Source organism: Colwellia sp. BRX9-1 (assembly GCF_014077195.1).
Lineage (GTDB): Bacteria > Pseudomonadota > Gammaproteobacteria > Enterobacterales > Alteromonadaceae > Colwellia_A.
Genome location: NZ_JACGVM010000009.1, coordinates 1 through 22,434 on the forward strand (window position 1 = coordinate 1; position 22,434 = coordinate 22,434).

The following is a 22,434-nucleotide window of genomic DNA, read 5'->3' on the forward strand; positions in this document are numbered from 1 at the left end:
TCGTCAAAAAAATACGCTAACTCATCACTTAACATGCTTTATTTCCTGTAAAAAGAAATAAATATGACACACTCAAAAGATCGTTCAAGTACTATATTTCATCTAAAACGATCAGCATTGGAAACAAGTTCAGGATGACGGTGTCTTTGTTAGTTGTATTTCAGTATATAAATACAGGCTCTTGAGATCGTCATACTGAATTTATTTCAGTATCTAAAGTACTAGATCCTGAAACAAGTTCAGGATGACGGTGTCTTTCCTCGTTGTATTTCAATATCAGTATGACGGTGTCTTTGTTAGTTGTATTTCAGTATATAAATACAGGCCCTTGAGATCGTCATGCTGAATTTATTTCAGTATCTAAAGTACTAGATCCTGAAACAAGTTCAGGATGACGTTGTCTTTGTGAGTAGTATTTCAGTACTTAAGTATATAAGTACTGGCCCTTGAGATCGTCATGCTGAATTTATTTCAGTATCTAAAGCACTAGATCCTGAAATAAATTCAGGATGACGGTGTCTTTGCTAGTTGTATTTCAATATCAGGATGACGTTGTCTTTGTGAGTAGTATTTCAGTACTTAAGTATATAAGTACTGGCCCTTGAGATCGTCATGCTGAATTTATTTCAGTATCTAAAGCACTAGATCCTGAAACAAGTTCAGGATGACGGTGTCTTTGTGGGTTGTATTTACGTATTTAAGAACTGGCTCTTGAGATCGTCATGCTGAATTTATTTCAGTATCTAAGCACTAGCTCCTGAAACAAGTTCAGGATGACGTTGTCTTTCCTCGTTGTATTTTAATATCAGTATGACGGTGGCTTCATTGAGAGGGTAAATAATAGAAAGTGACAGTGTTTAAAATTAAGCCAATCAAAAGTTGAAAATCAACCTACACTTAATTTATCACCTTATTGATTTCTGGAATCGTTTTGTTTGTACCTAAGACGCTTTATGAGAACTTACCGTTCGCGTATTTTATTGTAAGTGGTTATTTACTTACCTTTAATATGACATGGCCTATGCTTATTTCTGCGGCGCTATTTTATAGTGCTGCTTGTGTTACATTAGTTACTCGTTCGGCTTGTCGAAGACTCGATAAACAAAAAAAACTCGGTATAAAAAATAAAATACCTGAACTCTTCTATGAATATTTACCCTATATTTACAACGCTATTGGGGTATTTACCCTGATGGTCACCAAAAATTCACTCTTTCAATTTTTTGCATTCACTTTGATAGTTTTAGCGGTTAGAAATCTATTGTGCCGACATAATAACCGCAGTAGCTCAGCTAAATTATTTTAATCGCTTGCCGGTGTATCACTCTCTTGTTGTTCTTCATCGACTATTGCTAGGGGCCAACCACCCATTTTTTGCCATTTATTAACGATAAAACAAAAAAGTTCAGCGGTTTTTTCGGTATCGTATAATGCCGAATGAGCTTCACTATTATTGAAGTCTAACCCTGCCGCTAAACACGCTTTTGCAAGAACAGTTTGTCCAAGCGCCAAACCAGATAATGTTGTGGTATCAAAGCTAACAAAAGGATGAAAGGGTGATCGCTTTATCAAACAACGTTCTACGGCTGCATTGACAAATCCCAAATCAAAAGCGGAATTATGAGCAACCATAACGGCACGCTGGCAGCCGGCAATTTTCATCTTTTTTCTAATTAACTTAAAAATCTCTGTTAACGCTTTGTGTTCATCAACAGCACCACGTAATGGGTTTGTTGGGTCTATGCCGGTGAACTCTAATGCTGCTTGCTCTAAATTGGCGCCTTCAAAAGGTTCTACGTTAAAGTGAATTGTTTCATCAAGAGAGAATTGACCTGTACTTTCATCTAGCGATAAAGTTGTCGCTGCTATTTCCAGTAAAGCATCAGTTTGTGAATTGAAACCTGCTGTTTCAACATCGATGACTACTGGGAAATAACCTCTAAAGCGCTGTGCAAAAGCACTTTTAATATTTTTATCAGCAGAACTCTTATTTTTAGTATCAGGATTTATACTCATGTTTACATCTTTTTTAAGTTAGCATTCAATTTCAAGGAGTAAATTATCGCAGAAAAAAAATGTAAACTCTATGCGAACGCTATGATGAAGCTTTAAAGTTATGAAAATATTGCTGATAACTGCTAAAGTTATAGAATATTGGGTCGATAACAGATACGTGGCAGGATAAAAGATAAATATTTTATGAAAAAAACTATCATTACATTATTATTATGCGTATTTGTTAGCCAAGCTAATGCTGGTATTCGTCAGTATGGTGCTGACTTAGAACATGCTAATTGGCAGTTAACTAATAACTCTAGGTTAGAGTGCACCTTATCACACCAAATACCTAATTATGGTGAAGCAAAATTCTACAGTACGGCAAGCCGTAAAATGAATATGGAATTTGAACTCGATATGATGCGTTTACCCGATACTTATTCATTAGCAGAAGTTCGTTCTGTTGCGCCTAATTGGCGCCCTGGAAAAAATGGTCGAACTATTGCCAATATGAAACTTCATAAGCAGTTTGCGCCAAGCCTACCTAAAAAGGTTGCTTGGAATATGCTTAATGAATTAGAGCAGGGCATGAACCCAACGTTTTACTATAACGATTGGTATAGCGACAACGACCTTATATCTGTTGGTATATCAACGGCTAAGTTTAATCGTGCCTATCAAGAATTTATTGGTTGTGTCAGTAACTTACTTAATTACAATTTTGATGATATTTCTTACACAGTATTAAATTATCAATTTGGTGGTGACAGCTTAACTAAATCATCTAAAAAGCGTTTAACGATGATCGCAGAGTACCTTTCTTTAGATCAAAACTTAGAGTTGGTGCTTATTGACGGTTATACTGACAGTTATGGTGGTAGAAACGATAACTTGAAAATATCAAACCGCCGAGCAAACACGATTCGAGAGCATTTTGTTAAGAGTGGTATTGACCCTAGTCGAATTGAAGCAAAAGGTTATGGCGAAAAGCGTCACATTGCTGCTAACAATACCGTTATTGGTCGTGCACAAAACAGACGTGTTGTTATTAGAATGGAACAACCGTAAAGACGAATGTACTGCAAAAAAATTATTTTATAAAGAATCAGTTGAATAGGCTGGTAGGTTATCTTAATCTATCAGCCTATTTTTTTATTGGATCTTCCATAATGCGACCATTGTTTAAGTCTTTATTTGCACTATTGGTTTTATCGAGCTTTACAAGTTTGGCAAAAACCAATGACGCATACACCTATGCTAATTACGACCAAGTAAAAACAACCCACATCTATTTAGATCTAGCGGTTAATTTTGATGAAAAATCACTCGCTGGTTTTGCAGAATTATCGTTAGAGTGGTTAAGTAAAACTTCGCAGCCGATTATTCTCGATACCCGAGATTTAATCATTGACCGTGTAATGGCTCAAACTGAAGCAGGACAATGGCGTGGGGTAAGTTTCACACTGGCTAATCGTGATAACGTGTTAGGTTCAAAACTCACCATAAACAATACTTTTAAAGCACAAAAAATTCGTGTTTATTACCAATCAACTGAAAAAGCATCAGGTTTGCAATGGTTGTCAGCTGAACAAACGGCAGGGAAAAAGTATCCTTTCCTATTTAGTCAAAATCAAGCGATTCACGCACGTTCATGGATACCTGTGCAAGACACACCGAGTGTTCGCGTAACTTATACCGCTCGTATTACTACGCCTGATAATTTATTAGCGGTAATGAGTGCAAATAACGAACCGAATACCGCTCGTGACGGCGATTACTTTTTTAGTATGCCGCAAGCAATCCCTCCATATTTAATTGCAATTAGTGTCGGCGATTTAGAATTTAAAGCGATGAGCAAGCAAACGGGTATTTATGCTGAAGCCAGCATTTTAGATGCAGCGGTTAGTGAGTTTGACGATACACAAGCGATGATTGATGAGTCAGAAAAAATCTTTGGTCCTTATCGTTGGGGACGTTATGACTTACTGATATTACCGCCTAGCTTTCCTTTTGGTGGTATGGAAAACCCACGTTTGTCTTTTATTACCCCAACAGTTATTGCTGGTGATAAAAGCTTAGTCAATTTAATTGCTCATGAACTCGCTCATTCTTGGTCGGGTAACTTAGTGACTAATGAAAGTTGGCGTGACTTATGGTTAAACGAAGGTTTTACCAGTTATGTTGAAAATCGTATTATGGAAGCGGTATTTGGTGAAGACCGAGCTGTTATGGAACAAGCGCTTGGTGCACAAAGTTTAAATTATGAAATTGCTGAATTAGCGCCGGGTGATACTCAACTTTATATCGACCTTAAAGGACGTGATCCTGATGACGCATTCTCAGGTGTTCCGTATGTGAAAGGTCAGTTGTTTTTAATGTTTTTAGAGGCTAAATTTGGTCGAGATAAATTTGATACTTTTATTTTAGATTACTTCAACAGCCATGCCTTTGAAAGCTTAGGTACTGCAAATTTTGTTATTTATTTGAAAAAAAATCTTACTGATAAATATCCAAATATTGTCAGCGATAAAGAAGTTAATGAATGGATTTATGAACAAGGACTACCTAGTTATGCGCCGCAGCCTACATCAAGTGCATTTACCACTATCGACGGTCAAATTAATAGTCTGTTAAGTGATAAAATAACGTTAGCGCAATTACCAACTAAAGCATGGACCTTGCATGAATGGCTGCATTTTATTAATAACTTGCCGGTCACATTACCGACTGAGCGGATGAGCGCACTCGATAAAGCGTTTAACCTTACCGCCAGTACTAATGCTGAAATTGCACATGCTTGGTACTTATTAGCATTAAGAACAGGTTACGATACTGTTTACCCTGCGATGTCAAAATATCTAATTGCTATCGGTCGTCGTAAGTTAATTGTACCGCTTTATAAAGCGTTAGCTGAGACACCCGCAGGTAAAGCTTGGGCACTTAATGTCTATGAAAAAGCACGCCCTGGTTATCATGGTTTAGCGCAAGGCACTATTGACGGTGTCTTAAAAGCTAAATAACATTCAACTAAAATGATAAAATAAAAACGCCACGTTAACATTTATTAACGTGGCGTTTTTTTTATGTGATTTTGTGATGTATATATTATTTATTGCTGTTTTTTTCAACGATCACATCAACTTGTCGTAGCTTGTTTTGCTGTGAAATAACAACTCGGATGCTATGTTGTTTTTGGTTAAAGTTTAGCGTTAAACGGCCACGTTTCCTTTCTTGGTTTAACGCTTGCCCATATTCTTTTTGATAAAACTGGATAACTTCCTCTTCGGTACTTTTTGTAAAATAGTTTATAACCGCAGGTGTCTCATCGGTAAATTCAGCAAAAACTCGCGCATCACTCATGGCCGGTATGGTCACCATTGCTGTTTCTTCTGCGATAGCAAGGTTGACGTTTATCAACATAAAAGCGACTAATAGTGTTTTCAAGGAACAAGCTAATCGACTTGATAAATTTACGGTACTTAGGTTAAACATAATATTTGATCCTTTAACGGGCTTAGCTAAATCTAGTGTGTTGCTAGGTAATTATCAAGAATATTGTTAATAATCTAATCATTACCGCTATATAAGGCATTGTTTAAATAACAAATAATAATAGCGGTAATAAGTACCTAATCGTATAAATAACGCTAACTAACTGATTAATAATTAATTAACATGAACGGTCAACAAAATCATCTCGAAAGTTCATTCGGTATCAACAAAGTCATTTCTGTAATGATCAACCCATAGCGCGGTTGCACCACATATAGCGACAGGCATGACCACTAGATTAATAATAGGGATCATTGAAAATACTGCCGTTGTGATACCAAAGCTATAACTTAATCCTTGCTTTTGTTTGAGTGCGTAACGCATTTCATTAAAGTCAATTTTATGATTATCAAAAGGATAGTCTTTATATTGAACGGCCATCATCCAAGCTAAAAATAAAAACCAAAATATTTGCCCTATAACCGGCAGTATCCAATAAAGAATAAAAAAACCAATAGCGCGCGGTAAATAGTAACGTAATTTACACCATTCTCTTGATAACGTTCGTGGTACATCTTTTATAACATCGAGGGTCGAAGCGGGTGGTATTGTTTTACCACAGAGCAATAATTCCATCTTTTCTGATAGCAAACCATTAAAAGGTGCGGCAATCCAGTTGGCGACTGAGCTAAATATAAAAGAAAACATCACTAACAAAAATAATAAAGCGACTGGCCATAAGAAAGCACTTAACCAAGACAGCCAATCAGGAAGCCAGTTATCGAGCATAGTCATATAGGTATCAAGTTCTAAAAATAGACCATAAAAGGCGACACTAAATAATACTAAATTAACCAGTAGAGGTATAAACACAAAACGGCGAATACCTTTTTCTCTGATTAATTCAAAGCCCTTAATAAAATATCCGGCACCACTGTTAGCTAACGGTTGATTAATAATTGTATTCATTGGCTGATTTTTATCCTTACATGCTTTCTTTAACTGTGATTATAAAATAAATTGATAAATTGAACAGATGTTTCATGTTACAAAATATAGATAACTCTGGTAAAATTTTATTGCTGAGTATTATCAAAGTATAACAATAAAAGGTTTCTGTGTTTTATGCGTTTAAAGCATATAAAACTTGCTGGTTTTAAATCATTTGTTGACCCGACTAAAGTGCCATTTGAACAAAGAATGACAGCTATTGTTGGGCCAAACGGTTGTGGAAAATCGAATATCATTGACGCTGTTCGTTGGGTACTTGGTGAAAGTTCAGCGAAAAATTTGCGTGGTGATGCCATGACCGATGTGATTTTTAATGGCGCAGCAACACGCAAGCCGGTCGGACAAGCATCTGTTGAATTGTTATTCGATAATATTGATGGTCGCATACAAGGCAATATGGCCGATCGTAATCAAGTTTCTATTCGACGCGTTATAAATCGAGATAGTCAAAATACATATTATTTAAACGGTAGTAAATGCCGCCGTCGAGATATCACCGATATTTTCCTGGGTACCGGTCTTGGTCCTCGCAGTTATGCGATTATTGAGCAAGGTACTATCTCAAAACTTATTGAATCTAAGCCGCAAGAGTTACGTGTTTTTATTGAAGAAGCCGCGGGTATTTCTAAATATAAAGAACGCCGCAGAGACACTGAAAATAGAATCAGACATACGCGAGAAAACCTTGAACGTTTAAACGATATACGTGTAGAGCTTGGTTTACAAATCGACAAACTGCATCAACAGGCAGAAGCCGCTAAGCGTTTTAAAACGTTAAAAACTAGAGAGCGTAAATATAGAGCTGAGTTGACTGTTTTAAAATGGCAAAAATTTGATCAACAAGCTAACGAGCAAAAACAACAAGTAAGTCAATATCAAACAGAAATAGAAGCTTTGATTGTTGAACAGAAAAAAATCGATATCCAGTTGTTTGATGCTAAACAAAAAGTGACCATAGGCGGAGAGTCTAGCGGTGAGCTACATCAACAAAAATTACTATTAAGTAATGATATTGCTCGTGCAGAACAAAACATCAAACATTTAAAGCAACAAAAACAGAAAGCCCAACACGATAACAGTGTTACCCAGCAACAGCTGATTAATGCGCAACAATTGGTGCTAGCCGAGCAAGAACAGCTCCAAAAAAGCACTTTAAAAATTACCGAACACGTACCTGAACTTGAACTCATAGAGCAGCAACTGCTTGAGAGTCAAATTCAGTTAGAAGGCTATATTGAACAGCAGCGAAATGAGCATCAGCAATGGCAAGCTTTACAACGCCAACATCAAGATACAAATGATCAACAGCTGAGTGTTAATCAGCGAATCTCTCAGTTAAGCGAGCAGATAAGTCAGCAGCAGCAGCGCCAACAATCATTAACACATTTATTGGCGAATTTAACCAAAGAGAGCTTCAGCGAAAATGTCGAGAGTACTGCTGAGCTTGGAAATAAGCTACTTAAGCAAGAAAAACACCAGCAATCTTTACTAAAACAATATAAAGATAATGAATCAAACCAACTCGTACTCGTTACCCAAATCAGCCTAGCCTCGAAGCAGCAAGCACAGTACAGTGGTGAAATAGCAGCATTAAAGCTTTATTTACAGCAGTTACTGACACAACAAAATCAACAAGCAGGTTGGCGCATTAAGCAAAAAGAATGGTTAAGTGTGCGCGGGCAAAAAGTTCTTGGCGCTGTTTTTCAATTATTAACCGTAGAAACAGCCTGGCAGGCAAGTGTCGAATTAGTATTACATCATTGGTTACAAGGCGAGTTGGTTGAATATTTCCCCACAGAAGTCACCATTGAACCACTATTTTTAGTACTTGATCAACAAATAAACAAGACTAGCGCGACTCGTTCAGTGAAAGTAACAAGCGGCACATTGGCCGAACAAGTTAAAGGCTTACCGGCAATAACGGCCTTGCTAAATAATATTTTTATTGCCCGAGATTACCAACAAGCGCAACAGATAATGTTAACGCTTGCTGATCATCAGTCAGTTATTTGTAAAGATGGTACTTGGTTAAGTCGGTATTTTCTGCGAAAAGGAAGCGCTGAAAATTTTGATGCCTTGCTACAGTTAACGGATAATATCAGCCAGACCTCAGAAAAAGTGACTGGATTAACACTCAGTATTCAAGAATGCCAAGATAAAGAAAGTCAGCTGATAAAAAGCAAAGAACAATTTGTGAGTGACGCTAAGGCACTTAAAACGGCAATCGAACAATCTACTTATCAAGTTCAGGCTTTACAGCAAAAAATTGCTTTGGCTAAACAAGCGGCAGAGCAACGCGATAAACAAAGTACCCTTTATCAACAAGAGCTAACAACGCTAGAAAGTTTACTGAGCCAAAACAAAAAATTATTATCAGTACAAGAAGATGCGCTTACAAAATTACCAAAGCATGATGCCGAACAGCTTATGCATATCAGCAGTGCACAAGAGAGTTTACAAAGAAAAATTCAAGACAGTCAAGAAAGTAGCCAAAGGTTCCATCAACAAAAACATCAGCAAGCGTTAATGATTGAAAAATTGAATCATGAGCAAACTCAAGGCCAATTATCATTAGTTCGTGCGCAAGAAAGTATTCAACAACTCACCAAACAACAACGCATGCATCAAGAAATCGTTGAAGAGTGCGCATCGCCGTTGCAAGTTGATGAACAAAAGTTACAAGCATGGTTAATAGACGTTGCGGAACTTGATGGAAAAATAGCAAAGATACAGCATGATACAACAGACTCTAAAACACTGATTAGTGATGCAGAATCAAAAGTTCAGCAACTAACTAGAAATATTAATAGTAAGAAAGAGCAAATTAATGCTGTTCATTTAACCGCAGAAAGTTATCGTTTACGTGCTGATGCGGCACTCGAGCAACTTAATGAAATGCAACAGAATTTATTGGCGGTGCAAACCGCTATGCCAGATCAGGCAAAAGAGCCTTTATGGCAGGCTCATATTGTTAACTTAGGTAAAGATATTAATCGTTTAGGGGCAATAAATCTTGCAGCTATTAATGAATATCAAATACAATTTGAGCGAAAGACCTATCTTGATCAACAAGATGAAGATTTAACCCAAGCGATTAATACGTTAGAATTAGCCATTGCTAAGATAGATAAAGAAAGCCGTCACAAATTTAAAAATACCTTTGAAAAAATTAATAGTGATCTTAAAGCATTATTTCCTAAGGTGTTTGGTGGTGGTAGTGCCTATTTAGCCTTAACAGATGATGATATGCTTGAAACGGGTGTTACTATTATGGCTAGACCGCCAGGTAAAAAAAATAGCACTATTCACTTATTATCTGGTGGCGAAAAAGCGCTGACCGCATTATCATTAGTGTTCGCAATTTTTAGGTTAAATCCTGCACCATTTTGTATGCTTGATGAAGTCGATGCGCCTCTTGATGATGCTAACGTTAGTCGTTTTTGTAACTTGGTGCGAGAGATGTCGCAAACTGTACAGTTTATTTATATCAGCCATAATAAAATAGCGATGGAAATGGCGAGTCAGTTAACCGGTGTTACTATGTTTGAACCGGGCGTATCAAAAATGGTAGCTGTAGATATTGATGAAGCAATCGCTATGGCTGAATTAGAATAAGTACAAAATTAAGTAAAGCTAAACAAAGCTGAAAATAGAATAATAAAAGGCTATCCGATGGAATATAATTTCAGAACTGCATTGATTGTTATCAGTGCTGTGGTTATCACGGCAATATTTGTTCATGGTTTTTGGACCATAAGAAAAAATAAAAACCCTTATAAGCTTAAAGCAAAAGCTGAAAAAGTTGAGCCTAATAACCGAGGTTTTGATGGCTCAGGCTTTGATCAAGATGGTGTTAGTAAACCAAGAGTTGTTGAAAACTCACTTGGTGCTCAATCATATGATGAAGAGATGCCTATGCCATCGACAGCTGAATATGAAGAACAAGCTACATCATATCGCGAATTTAGTGCCGAAGATGATGAACCAAGTTTGGGGGACATGTCTTCTTTTGATGAAACTTCTGCTAAAAAAGATAATAACAGTGCTGATTTACGTGATCATGATGCATCATTATTTGGCTCGGTTACCGCCAAAGAAGCGGCTGTTATTGAGAGAATTGAAACACCTGTCTATCAAACACCGATAACATCAGCTAAACAACCATTGAAAACGTCGGCGCGTTTTACTGAAAAAGCGCCTGTTAAGCGAGACCAAATAGAGATAAATTTTGGCAGCGAAAGCAATGAAAGTAAAAGCGCAGCCAAAAAAGAATCGATAATCCCTCAGCATAAAAAAGTGGAAGTTGAACCTGAAGTACTTGTTATTTCAGTGGTTATGCCTGAAAAACAGCAAATGTCAGGTGCCGCACTTTTACCGACATTATTAACCTTGGGTATGAAATACGGAGAGATGAACATCTTTCATCGCCATCAAGATAATGCTGGAAATGGTAAAGTTACTTTTAGTTTAGCAAACATCATGAAACCAGGAACATTTGACCTCGACAATATGGAAAGCTTTACTACACAAGGTATTAGCCTTTTTATGATGTTACCTAATGCGGGTGATGCTTCCGTTGTCTTTGAGCAAATGCTCAACGCAGCAAAGCAACTCGCTTTAGAATTTAATGGTCAATTATTAGATGACAAACGTAATGTTATGACCAAACAAACAGAACAACATTATGTGGGTAAAATTCGCGAATTTACGCGAAGAAATTTAATCGCCTCATCTTAAAACTAAGCAAACTCTGACAGGTTAATTTATTGATTAACCTGTAATTTAAACTCTTTCAAAAGTAATTCATTCTTATGTCATCACCTGCTAATGCGACTCGAGTACAAGAGCTTCATCAACTTATCAATCAATTAAATCATCAATATTACGACCTAGATGAACCCAGTGTTCCTGATGCAGAATATGATCGCTTAATGCGAGAACTTATTTCAATTGAAACAGCAGAGCCAGAATTAAAATTACTTGATTCACCGAGTCAAAAAGTCGGTGGGCAAGCGTTAAAATCTTTCAGTCAAGTGACACACCAAGTACCGATGTTATCGCTTGATAACGTGTTTTCTGGCGATGAATGGCAAGCTTTTGCTAAGCGTGTAAAAGACCGTTTGCTTTCTAAAGAAACTATTAAATACTGTGCTGAGCCAAAACTTGATGGTTTAGCGGTGAGTTTACGCTACGAAAATGGTGTTTTAGTGCAAGCAGCTACGCGCGGGGATGGCGCTGTTGGTGAAAATATCACGGTAAATGTTCGCACGATCAAATCGATACCTTTAAAATTAACCGGTGATAATTACCCTGACATATTAGAGGTTCGCGGCGAAGTTTTTATGCCCAAAGCCAGCTTTAATGCGTTAAATGCTAGTGCGCTAAAAAAAGGTGAAAAGATTTTCGCAAACCCAAGAAATGCAGCTGCAGGTAGTTTACGCCAATTAGACTCAAAAATAGCCGCTAAACGCAACTTAGCTTTTTATGTCTATGGTATTGGTTATGTTGAACAAGCATCAAGTCAAACATTAGGCGAACAGTGGTTAGAAAATTCACACTATCAACGTCTTTGTCAGTTAAAAACATTGGGTTTACCTATGTGCCCAGAAGTTAAGTTGCTGAGTGATTCGTCAGAAGTCGCCAGTTTTTATCAATATATCATGCAAGAACGTGACAATTTAAGCTATGAAATAGATGGCACGGTTTTTAAAGTTGATGATATAGCCCTGCAAAAAAAATTAGGCTTTGTTGCTCGAGCGCCGCGCTGGGCAACCGCTTATAAATTTCCGGCACAGGAAGAGACAACACAATTACTTGATGTTGATTTTCAAGTTGGCCGAACAGGGGCTATTACTCCGGTTGCGCGTTTAAATCCTATTTTTGTTGGTGGTGTAACCGTCAGCAATGCGACCTTACATAATCAGGATGAGATTGAGCGTTTAGGTATCAAAATTAATGATTTTGTTACGATAAGAAGAGCGGGTGATGTCATTCCACAAATTGTCAGTGTTCAATTGCAAAAGCGTCCTGAAAATTCTCGTGACATCGTTTTTCCTACAACTTGTCCAGTATGTGATTCTGCTGTGGTTAAGGCTGAAGGCGAAGCCGTGCTACGTTGTACGGGGGGCTTATATTGTGGCGCACAACGTAAAGAAGCGATTAAACATTTTTCGTCACGAAAAGCCCTCGATATAGATGGTTTAGGCGATAAATTAGTTGAGCAATTAGTCGACGAAAACTTGATTAAAACCCCTGCTGACTTATTTAAGTTAACAGAACTAGACGTGAGTACCATGGCTCGTATGGGTAAAAAATCGGCAGATAATTTAATTTCAGGTCTAGTAAAAGCAAGAACTACTACATTGCCTAAATTTATTTATGCACTCGGTATTCGCGAAGTAGGTGAAACCACGGCAACCAATTTAGCCAATTATTTTCTTAACTTCCCTGCAATCAAAGTAGCGAATGAAGAGACTTTGCAAAAAGTGCCTGATGTTGGGGCGGTTGTTGCTAAAAATATTATACAATTTTTTCAGCAAGACCATAACATTGAAGTGGTCAGTGAGCTTGAAAGCATAATGTCGTGGTCAGATATTGAAGTGAAATCTGCAGAACAACAGCCCTTAAAAGATAAAATATTTGTCTTAACAGGCACTTTGACACAAATGGGGCGCAACGAAGCTAAAGCAGAATTACAAGCACTGGGCGCTAAAGTCTCAGGCAGTATCTCAGTAAAAACTGACTTTTTGGTCGCTGGTGAAAAGGCTGGGTCAAAGCTAACAAAAGCGCAAGACCTAGGGGTAGATATATTGACCGAAGATGAGCTGGTAACCTTACTTGCAAAACATAAATAAGGTTATTACTGATCCCTAGGTGTTAAATAATAAATAGCCGGTTAAACAATAAACAACCGGTTAAATAACGATCAGTGCGTAAACAAACAAAAGCATAGGTAAAGGTAATATAACGGTAAAAATAATGGCCTCACACCATTCGATTGTTGAATAAAACTTTCGCCACGGTTTATTTTCTTGTTTATTTGATTGTAAAGTCACAAAGAAGAAAATAAAACTTGCTACCACTAAGGTCTGTAAAGCCGCAAATAAAATAAATATAGCGAACCACACCAAGACAATAGGGGTGCTTTGTTCAATTTGCTTACTTAACATAAAAAATAGTGCAAACGAGAAACCGCTCCACGCTAATAGTTTCCAGCGATATGAAGAACAAGTAATGGCGATATTATTGAATAGTGCTGGTGTTAACCGATATTTCATATAAATTCTAAAAAATGATAATGATTAATAATTTTGTCACGCTTGCTGCGGGACTTGCAAGATTTAATAAATATTATCAATACATAGAACCTCTTTCTCTAAATAAATTTCATTACTTTTATAATTAACTCTTGTGATGAATTCGTGATAACTTCGTGAAACCTTCGTAATATTTGCTGCGCATACTGAATGTGAAATCATTTAGTCATCAAAGGAAAGTTATGAAATTTTTTAAAGTCGCATCAGCTATCGCATTAGCTTGTTCAAGTTCAGCATTAATGGCACAAACCATTGATATTCAAATTACTAACCTCACCCATGCACAACATTTTACGCCACGCTTAGTTATAGCCCATGATAATTCTGTTGATGCTTTTGAACCCGGTGTTGAAGCTACATCAGCATTAGCATGGCTTGCAGAAGCGGGTGTCATTGATGATGCGCAAAATGCTGCATCAGCAGGTCAAAACTTTGAAGCACTTTTAGGCCCTACAGATACCGATAATACAACGAATACATGGCACCGTTTTGGTGGTTTAGTCGCGCCATCAACGTCTTTAAGTTATGCCTTTGATACGATGGATAAGCCTTATCTTTCAATTTTATCTATGTTGATCCCAACGAATGATGCATTTGTTGGCTTAGACAGTATTAAAATTCCAACTACGCCAGGTACTTATACTTATATGTTGCACGCATATGATGCAGGTACAGAATTAAATGATGAATTAAACAGTATGCGTACTGATATTGTTGAACAAGGTGGTGCTGCACTTGGTGGTTACGGTGTTCCAGGTGTTGCAGGTGCAGGTGCTTCTCCAGTGCCATTAGGTGTTGGCGGAACAGGTGTTGCAGTAAAAGTTGGTTTTGCTGAAGATGGTAGTGCAATTGGTGCTAATGAAGTTGTTGATGGTACCGATGGTCCCGTACATATTCATAGAAATATTCTAGGCGATACAAGTCTTACCGATGGAGCAAGTGATTTGCAATCGACAGAGCATCGTTGGTTGAACCCTGTTGCCCGAGTAACCATTACTATCCCAGCATCTTAATTTAGGGAGAATAGAACATGAATATTAATAAAATAAGTTTAGTGTTATTGCCTCTTATTGCTGTATTAGCAACGGGTTGTGGCGGTGATGATGGAAGTAATGGTACAGCTGGTCAAGCCGGTGCTGCCGGTACTGCCGGTACTGCGGGTGTTGATGGAACTGATGGTACTAACGGTGCTGATGGTACTAATGGTACTAATGGTAATCTAGCTGTTTTCACTGTTCAGTTAACTAATTTAACCTACAGTCAGCCATTTTCACCTGCGGCGATTATTCTACATGAACCTGGCTACCATGCCTTTATCGATGGTGAAGCCGCCAGCCTTGGTTTAGAGCAGCTCGCTGAAGGTGGTGACCCTACTGAACTTCTTGCTGAAGCTTTAGCTGCAACGCAGTATTTAGATGCTACCACTACAGATGGTGCAACGGGACCTCGCTCTGTTGGTACAATGTCGACACTCGTTGTTCCATTACTTGACGTAGATAATTTAAGACTTAGTTTCACAACAATGTTAGTTGACACTAATGATGCGTTTACCGGTCTTAATGCGGCAGACATAAGTAATATGACCGTCGGACAATCAATGAGCTTTATGGCTCCTACATGGGACTCTGGCACTGAAGCTAATACTGAAACGGCAACGACTATGCCTGGTCCAGCAGCAGGTGCTGCAGGTGGCGGTGGAGCAAGTGCTGGTTTTGATGCAGCACGTGATGATCTTTTTGACTTAGTTCATTTCCATCGCGGTGTTGTCACTAATGCCAATGCTAATGATGAGAGTAAGGAAGGTTTAAGCACGTCGGTATTAACAGAAGCGGATCGCTGGGATAATCCAACGTCACGTATCATAGTAACTCGAACTCGATAAATTGGCTGGCGTCCTTACAGGCGTCGCTATTTCTACATTGCTAGTGATAGATAATAAAGTCAAAGAGTTGATAAAAAATAAAATAATAAATGTTTCGAAAGTATTTATGCCCGAGCAAGTTCTTATGCTCAGGCATAAAGAAAAATAATGCAGAACATATTGATGTTGTTGGTATTGGCTTAGGTGTATCGATGGAGAGTTAGCTTAATAATAGCTTAACTTGAATCGATGAGCTTTATAACTCCTGCTTGGCTACCTAATAATATTGATGAGCATTAAAATTGTCCCATAAAGTATATTCAATCAATAGTTGATGAACTTTTTTTCTTTGTGCTGTAATTCTTAATAATAAATAGAATAAAACGGAGCAAAGCATGGACACTATTTTAGTGGTTGAAGATGATCAAGATATTGCAGATTTAATGATTTTAAATTTACAAGAACTGTCATTAACGGTTGAACACTGCTTAACCGGAGAGCTAGCGTTGCAGAAACTTGTTGATAATAACTATGCTCTCGTTTTACTGGATGTGATGCTACCAGGAATTTCAGGTTTAGATGTTTGCCGACAACTACGCGAACAAAAACCAGAACAAGTGATCTTAATGATAACCTCTCGTGATAGTGAAATTGATCGTGTATTAGGGCTTGAATTGGGCGCAGACGATTATATGAGTAAGCCTTTTAGTGTGCGTGAATTACAAGCTAGGGTAAGAAGTCAGCTGCGACGTTTACACTTAGCGGCTCAGAGAGAGCAACAACACTCACAACAACAGCAACCAGAACAGCATTTAACAATAGGTGAATTGCAAATTAATAATACCACTCATCGAACGCTATTGGCTGGAAAAGAACTAGAGCTAACCTCCACTGAATTTGACTTACTCTTATTTTTGGCTTCTCATCCTGAGCAAGTGTTTTCTCGAGAACAGCTACTTAGTAATGTCTGGGGATACCACCATAGCGGTTATGAGCATACTGTAAATTCTCATATCAATCGCTTACGTAACAAAGTTGAAAGAAATGCCACTAAACCTGAAATTGTGCAAACAGTTTGGGGGGTGGGTTATAAATTTAATAAAAAAGGTGTTGCCGCATGAAACTGTCTTTATATCACCGTTTGTCTCTTTCTTTATTGGTGGTATTTATTGCAATTATTAGTGTTTTTTATATTTGGGCGCAACAGCTTGAGCAAAAAACAAGATATGAATCAGAGCAAAATTTACACTTATCTTTAGCTGCTAATCTAGCCAGAGACAACCCATTATTACAACAAGGTGTTTATGATCACCAAGCGTTGAAAAATTTATTTCATACCTTAATGGTTTTAGGCCCCGCCTTTGAATTTTATTTTGTTGACCCCGCAGGTAAAATTATAACCCATTCGATTACTCCAACATTAATTAAACGTACAAAAATTGATTTACTCCCACTTATTCAACTAACACAAAATCAAGCTGCGTTACCTATTTATGGCGATGATCCGCAACACATTTCTCGTAAAAAAATATTTTCTGCCGCGCCTGTTTTTAATGGCAGTAGTTTGCAAGGTTACTTATATGTCATTGTTACAGGAGAACGTTATGAATCTGCTTTTAAGCGATTGCAGCCAAGCAGGCAAGCCGAACTTTCTATTCTGGCAATGTTTGGTGCTATGCTATTCTTTTTTGTAGTAATGTTAGGAATATTTGCTTATTTTACTCGCCCATTAAGACGCTTGAGTAGAGATATTAAAGCACTAAGAGCTGTTGGTTTTGACAAAAGTAAAGTGAATCTCGCTAAATGGATGCCTAACAGTCGTAATGAAGTACACCAACTGGGCGAAGCGTTTGAGCAAATGGTTAAACAAATTAATCAACAGTTTGGCATGTTACAAAAAAATGATGAGCATCGACGAGAGCTGTTGGCTGATATATCTCATGATTTACGAACACCACTGTCGTCTCTGCAAGGTTATATTGAAACCCTTGAATTAAAAAATGATCAGGTCACTAAAGAACAACGACAAAAATATATCGAAATAGCATTGAAAAACGCTCAACAATTGAAAGGGCTTATTGATCAAATATTTGAGTTAGCCCATCTTGAAAGTGGTCAAGTTTCTTTGAATCTTGAAGCGTTTAATTTAGCTGAACTTTTATATGATGTTGTTGCTAAATTTAGTTTGCAAACCTCAGCAAAGCATATAGAAATTAATATCGTACCTGAGTGTTCTTACACCCAAGTTCATAGTGATATTGGAAAATTAGAGCGGGTATTAAGTAATTTACTAGAAAATGCTATTCGTCATACTGCTGAGTTAGGAAAAATTACCTTATCTATTTCTGAGGTGGATAAAAACCACTGTCAATTAAATATTACGGATACGGGCACCGGTATTAAAGAAGATGAGCTCCCCTATATTTTTGATACGCGTTATCGCGCAAGTAATGCATTGCAAGACAAGCAGAAGCATACTGGACTTGGGCTTGCTATCACTAAAAAACTATTGGAATTATTAAAATCTGATATAAAGGTAACGAGTACGTTAGGCGAAGGGACAACATTTTCTATTAATTTAAGTAAAGTTTCGTTATAAATTGAATTTTAACAGTCGAATTGTTTGGCAACATTCCTTAGAATACCTAGTAGGATTTCATTTAAAAATTTCACCTAAGGAAATATCGTGAATAACAAAGCTACCCTCTTATTAACACTTGCTGCGCTTATCGTTTTAGCAAGCTGTGCAAAATCTTCGACTGGACGTAATCAAATAACGCTTTTCTCAAGTTCAGATCTCAATAAAATGGGTGCCAGTTCGTTTGAACAAATGAAAGAAAAAGAAAAAATCAGTACCGATATTGCAGTAAATAATTACGTACAATGTGTCGCGAAAGCCATCACTAAAAACGTGCCTAAATCTGCTCATAAAGGAGAGTGGGAAGTTGTTGTTTTTGACTCCGAACAAGTCAATGCATTCGCTTTACCCGGCGGGAAAATTGGCGTTTATACGGGTATTTTAAAAGTTGCCGAAAATCAAAATCAACTTGGGGCAATTATTGGTCACGAAGTAGGGCATGTTATTGAAAGTCACTCTAATGAGAGGATGTCATCTAGTAAAATTTCTCAAACAGGTATGGCTGTTGTCGATACGGCCCTATCAGTTGGAAATGTTGAAAACCGCAACTTGTGGATGTCTGGTTTAGGCTTAGGGTTACAATACGGTATATTAATGCCCTACGGACGCACCCATGAAAGTGAAGCTGATATAGTTGGGCAAGACTTAATGGCAAAATCAGGATTTGAACCATCGGCAGCTATTAGTTTGTGGCAGAACATGGCTAAACTTTCAAATGGTTCACCACCAGAATTTATGTCAACACATCCATCAAATGAAACCCGTATTAATCAGTTAACAGAACATTTGCCGAAGTCCCAAGCTTATTATAGGGCCAGTAACGCACCCCGTTGTAAAAAACCACAGAATATTTAAAGACTTGTATAGAGTCTTTAGGCTCAAATACAGCAGTAATTGATTCTTCTGCTCCCTAATTGTAGAGACGTTATTTTAATTATATTGATGGCTGGTTTTAGTAACACAGCTACAAATGTGATTGATTTTTGTTTAAACTGTTACATATCAGAACTTAACATTGTAAAATACGCTATAATCATTGGAATATAGTTTAATTTAATCTTCTTTTTTTGCTATAAACGTAGTTAATGCACCCTAAGGATTTGCGTATTATGATAAGTGCTGAGCTGCACCCCGAAGAATTACAACGTATTGATGAATTACTCAGATATGAAGTATTAGACACTGAAGATGAAAAGGTGCTCGATGAACTTACTCAGTTGGCTAGCGCCATTTGTGGTACTTCTATTTCTCTCATCTCTCTTGTCGACAAAGACCGCCAGTGGTTTAAATCTCGAGTAGGACTTAATGCTCAGGAAACGCCAAGGAATATCGCTTTTTGTTCACATGCTATTTTACAAGATGACATCTTTGAAGTATCTGATACCTTAACGGATGAACGTTTTGTCGATAATCCTTTGGTAACAGGTGCTCCAGATATTCGTTTTTATGCGGGAGCACCACTGGTCAGTACAAACGGCATGCCTATCGGCACCTTATGTGTTATTGATACAGTTCCCCATAAACTGGATGAAAAACAACAGCTAGCATTAAACACTTTAGCAAAACAAGTGGTTAGCCAATTAGAACTAAGACTACGTAACCGTCAGTTAGAGCGTATGCAAGCAGATCAAGAAAAAATATTTGCCATTTTGTCTCATGATTTACGCTCTCCTTTTAATGGTATTTTAGGATTATCAAAAGTTTTGCATGAAAATGCAGACACTCTTGAGCCTGAGCTTATTGCTGAAATGGCCGATGGGATTTTAGAGTCGTCACTGACTTTTTATCAGCTACTAGACGAAATCTTGCAATGGTCGCGTAATCAATTAGGCGCCGTTCATGCGGAATTAAAAACGATAGCGTTAAAGCCACTGTTAATAGAAACGCTCGACTTGATGACAGAAAGTTTCAATTTAAAAAAAATCAGTATTAAACACAACATCAATGAAAATACTACTGTGATGGCGGACGTTAATTTAACAAAAACTATTATTCGTAATTTATTAGCAAACGCCATTAAATATACGCCAGAGCATGGCAGTATCGACATTGAAGCTAAATCTAGTGATGGCCAGGTTAAACTGGTTATAACAGATACTGGTGAAGGTGTTCCTCAAAATATACAAGACCAACTATTTAGTGATTGTGTTGCTAGTCAGTGCGGTACTCAAGGTGAATCAGGTCATGGCTTAGGATTAAGTTTATGTGGTGATTTTGCCCGCAAGCAGCAAGGTTATCTCTCTCTAGATAAAACCTATACTGGTGGTGCTAAATTAACCCTTAATTTTCCAAAAACTGCTGAATAATAATTAACTAAATGAATGACGGCTTTAGAATCGTATAAATATTGAAAAATAAAGACGTTTACTAAGGCCCCATCTAGGGGCTTTATTTTGCTAACTATTTAATAAGTTTAAGCCATTGGTTGTTTAAATAGTTTTTTGCCTTCGGTTAATAAATGTTGAACCGCTGGATGTTTGACTTTACGTTCGGGTGAGATCAAGTAGTAATGTTCGGTTATATCATTGGTTTTTCCGATAATGCTCACGTTAAACTGTTCCATAACGTGATCTTCAATAATTGTTGGGGCACAAAAAACACCATAACCCGCCTGACCAAAATACTTAGTTAATATCGAATCATCAAACTCTCCAATAATTAATGGCGAGATACTCAATTGATTAAACCAAGAAAGTACACTTAAACGTTGATTTGTACCTTCACCAGCAATGAAAAATGATTGTCCATCGAGTGAGTAAGGAAAGTTAGCCTGTAATTTATCAGCCAAATTATGGTGAGCAAAAAAGCTAAAACCACTTTTTCCGATAGCATGGCTATATGCCTTTAACGGGGAAGTCGTAGGCAGGGGAGTATCAGTTAATATCGCGTCTAATTTATTTATCGCCAACTCTCCAAGTAATACCTCTAAACTCGTTTCCTTACAGATTAATTTTATCGAACTATCCATGGTATAAATTTGCTTTAGGAAATGAAAAGAAAATACTTTTGCTATCACATCTGTAACACCTATTGAAAAGCGGGAAGCAAAATCTGCTGAGTGATTTTTAAGTGAATAAAGTAATTCGTCTCCTAAACTAAAGATTTCTTCGCTATAACTATATGTCAAGCGTCCCATTTCGTTCAGCACTAAACGTTTCCCTTTTCGTTCAAATAACAGGTAGCCTAATTGATCTTCAAAAGTACTGAGTTGGGCACTCAACGTTTGCGGAGTTATATGAATAATTTTTGATGCTTGGGCAATACTGCCATGTTTTACTATCGCATTAAAATACTGTAGGTGGTGATAGTTTAGTTTGGCCATAATGTTCTCTTAATGATTTACCTATAGCTATTAAAAATAATAATCCTTAGATTTTTTGTCAACTTTTTTCTAATAAAGAAGTAACAACAAACAGCTTTTATTGTTTTACTTTCGGGTTGTAAAATATCTAGAAAGATAAAACTGCTTAGGTTAGGATGGTTAAGCACTAAAGTTGGCTATTATTGTAGTTTTTGCCATTACTTGCAGAATATTAATACGAGTGGTTATCTGGAAAATTAATTGAATTAAGGGATTTTAACAATGAAGTTCACTAAAAATTTTATAGCTAAATTTATTTTCGTTGGTTTTTTATTAGCAAGTGGCTCAGTATTTGCCGACTTTAAGTCTGATATTATTAAATCGTGTAAAGCATACCAACAGGGTATAGACCGTAGTGAAATTAATCCATGCAAACTTTATATCGATGGGTTTATCGATTCATCTTTGCTTTCAGAAAGTGCGGTAGTAAAACCAGAGGCGTTAATTGATAATCCTCGAGCGCCAGTCAGTGATTTTGTCAAAAGAGCCTACAATACTCGTGTTACAGCGAGGTCATCATTGACAGAGAAAGGCGGTGAACATGAGTTTTGCATTCCTCTTGAAGAAGACCGAAGGAAAGTGGTCTCTAAAGTAGCCAAGTCGATGAAAATAGATGACTTACAGACGAAATCTTTGAAAGAGGTATTATTTGAAGCGTTAGTTTCAGAATTTCCATGTTGATCATCAAGGCAGATAAATCGCTGTCTAGCGGCATGTAGAGCACTTCGCTACTTTAGTGTTTCACTTATCGATAATC

At 37.3% G+C, this 22,434-nt stretch carries 18 protein-coding genes; 13 read left to right on the forward strand and 5 right to left on the reverse strand.

Going from position 1 to position 22,434, the window contains the following annotated elements; all coding sequences use genetic code 11:
• Window positions 1-931: 931 nt before the first annotated feature.
• Window positions 932-1,306: a hypothetical protein gene (locus tag H4J76_RS10070; RefSeq protein ID WP_070376461.1), complete on the forward strand. Its 375-nt coding sequence runs from the start codon at window positions 932-934 to the stop codon at window positions 1,304-1,306.
• On the opposite strand, the gene rnt is transcribed toward H4J76_RS10070, so the two are convergent.
• On the reverse strand, window positions 1,303-2,016 hold the full coding sequence (gene rnt, locus H4J76_RS10075) for a ribonuclease T (protein WP_182216316.1): 714 nt from the start codon (window positions 2,014-2,016) through the stop codon (window positions 1,303-1,305). The genes H4J76_RS10070 and rnt overlap by 4 nt on opposite strands.
• A 183-nt stretch (window positions 2,017-2,199) precedes the next feature.
• Between rnt and H4J76_RS10080 the strand changes: the two genes are divergently transcribed.
• Together H4J76_RS10080 and H4J76_RS10085 are read left to right on the forward strand one after the other, a co-directional pair.
• On the forward strand, window positions 2,200-3,066 hold the full coding sequence (locus tag H4J76_RS10080) for an OmpA family protein (RefSeq protein ID WP_182230527.1): 867 nt from the start codon (window positions 2,200-2,202) through the stop codon (window positions 3,064-3,066).
• A gap of 101 nt (window positions 3,067-3,167) precedes the next feature.
• Window positions 3,168-5,018 (forward strand): M1 family metallopeptidase, encoded by a 1,851-nt coding sequence (locus H4J76_RS10085; RefSeq protein WP_182216313.1) that lies wholly within the window; start codon window positions 3,168-3,170, stop codon window positions 5,016-5,018.
• A gap of 85 nt (window positions 5,019-5,103) precedes the next feature.
• Here H4J76_RS10085 and H4J76_RS10090 read toward each other — a convergent pair whose 3' ends face one another.
• Both H4J76_RS10090 and cysZ read right to left on the reverse strand, forming a co-directional pair.
• Window positions 5,104-5,490, reverse strand: a complete 387-nt coding sequence (locus H4J76_RS10090) for a hypothetical protein (RefSeq protein WP_182230528.1) — start codon at window positions 5,488-5,490, stop codon at window positions 5,104-5,106.
• A gap of 213 nt (window positions 5,491-5,703) precedes the next feature.
• Window positions 5,704-6,459 carry a sulfate transporter CysZ gene (cysZ, locus tag H4J76_RS10095; RefSeq protein WP_182230529.1) on the reverse strand — a complete coding sequence of 252 codons (756 nt, stop codon included), beginning with the start codon at window positions 6,457-6,459 and terminating at the stop codon, window positions 5,704-5,706.
• A 156-nt stretch (window positions 6,460-6,615) separates the two neighbouring features.
• Here cysZ and smc point away from each other — a divergent pair, with 156 nt between their 5' ends.
• The 3 genes from smc to ligA all read left to right on the forward strand — a co-directional run bounded on the left by smc (window position 6,616) and on the right by ligA (window position 13,355).
• Entirely contained in the window at window positions 6,616-10,116 is a 3,501-nt protein-coding gene (gene smc, locus H4J76_RS10100) for a chromosome segregation protein SMC (RefSeq protein WP_182216308.1), read from the forward strand.
• Window positions 10,117-10,173: 57 nt separating this feature from the next.
• A complete protein-coding gene (gene zipA, locus H4J76_RS10105) occupies window positions 10,174-11,238 on the forward strand; it encodes a cell division protein ZipA (RefSeq protein ID WP_182230530.1) in 1,065 nt (354 codons plus the stop codon).
• A 74-nt stretch (window positions 11,239-11,312) separates the two neighbouring features.
• Window positions 11,313-13,355, forward strand: coding sequence for an NAD-dependent DNA ligase LigA (gene ligA / locus H4J76_RS10110; RefSeq protein ID WP_182216305.1), 2,043 nt, complete (start codon window positions 11,313-11,315; stop codon window positions 13,353-13,355).
• Window positions 13,356-13,415: 60 nt separating this feature from the next.
• Here the strand turns inward: ligA and H4J76_RS10115 are convergent, their stop codons facing one another.
• Window positions 13,416-13,778 (reverse strand): hypothetical protein, encoded by a 363-nt coding sequence (locus H4J76_RS10115; RefSeq protein WP_182175749.1) that lies wholly within the window; start codon window positions 13,776-13,778, stop codon window positions 13,416-13,418.
• 221 nt (window positions 13,779-13,999) lie between these two features.
• On the opposite strand from H4J76_RS10115, the gene H4J76_RS10120 reads away from it, so the two are divergent.
• The 6 genes from H4J76_RS10120 (at window position 14,000) to H4J76_RS10145 (ending at window position 20,622) form a co-directional block, all read left to right on the forward strand.
• Complete coding sequence (locus H4J76_RS10120; protein WP_182216303.1) at window positions 14,000-14,830, forward strand: spondin domain-containing protein; 831 nt, start codon at window positions 14,000-14,002, stop codon at window positions 14,828-14,830.
• Window positions 14,831-14,847: 17 nt separating this feature from the next.
• A complete protein-coding gene (locus H4J76_RS10125) occupies window positions 14,848-15,699 on the forward strand; it encodes a spondin domain-containing protein (protein WP_182216301.1) in 852 nt (283 codons plus the stop codon).
• A gap of 374 nt (window positions 15,700-16,073) precedes the next feature.
• Window positions 16,074-16,799, forward strand: a complete 726-nt coding sequence (locus H4J76_RS10130; RefSeq protein ID WP_182216299.1) for a response regulator transcription factor — start codon at window positions 16,074-16,076, stop codon at window positions 16,797-16,799.
• Complete coding sequence (locus tag H4J76_RS10135; RefSeq protein ID WP_182230531.1) at window positions 16,796-18,277, forward strand: HAMP domain-containing sensor histidine kinase; 1,482 nt, start codon at window positions 16,796-16,798, stop codon at window positions 18,275-18,277. Before H4J76_RS10130 ends, H4J76_RS10135 begins: the two co-directional genes overlap by 4 nt.
• A gap of 87 nt (window positions 18,278-18,364) precedes the next feature.
• Window positions 18,365-19,171 (forward strand): M48 family metallopeptidase, encoded by an 807-nt coding sequence (locus H4J76_RS10140; protein ID WP_310733548.1) that lies wholly within the window; start codon window positions 18,365-18,367, stop codon window positions 19,169-19,171.
• 254 nt (window positions 19,172-19,425) lie between these two features.
• A complete protein-coding gene (locus tag H4J76_RS10145; RefSeq protein WP_182216296.1) occupies window positions 19,426-20,622 on the forward strand; it encodes a GAF domain-containing sensor histidine kinase in 1,197 nt (398 codons plus the stop codon).
• A gap of 107 nt (window positions 20,623-20,729) precedes the next feature.
• Here the strand turns inward: H4J76_RS10145 and nhaR are convergent, their stop codons facing one another.
• Entirely contained in the window at window positions 20,730-21,638 is a 909-nt protein-coding gene (nhaR, locus tag H4J76_RS10150; RefSeq protein ID WP_182216294.1) for a transcriptional activator NhaR, read from the reverse strand.
• 261 nt (window positions 21,639-21,899) lie between these two features.
• Here nhaR and H4J76_RS10155 point away from each other — a divergent pair, with 261 nt between their 5' ends.
• Entirely contained in the window at window positions 21,900-22,358 is a 459-nt protein-coding gene (locus H4J76_RS10155) for a Rap1a/Tai family immunity protein (RefSeq protein ID WP_182216292.1), read from the forward strand.
• Window positions 22,359-22,434 lie beyond the last annotated feature (76 nt).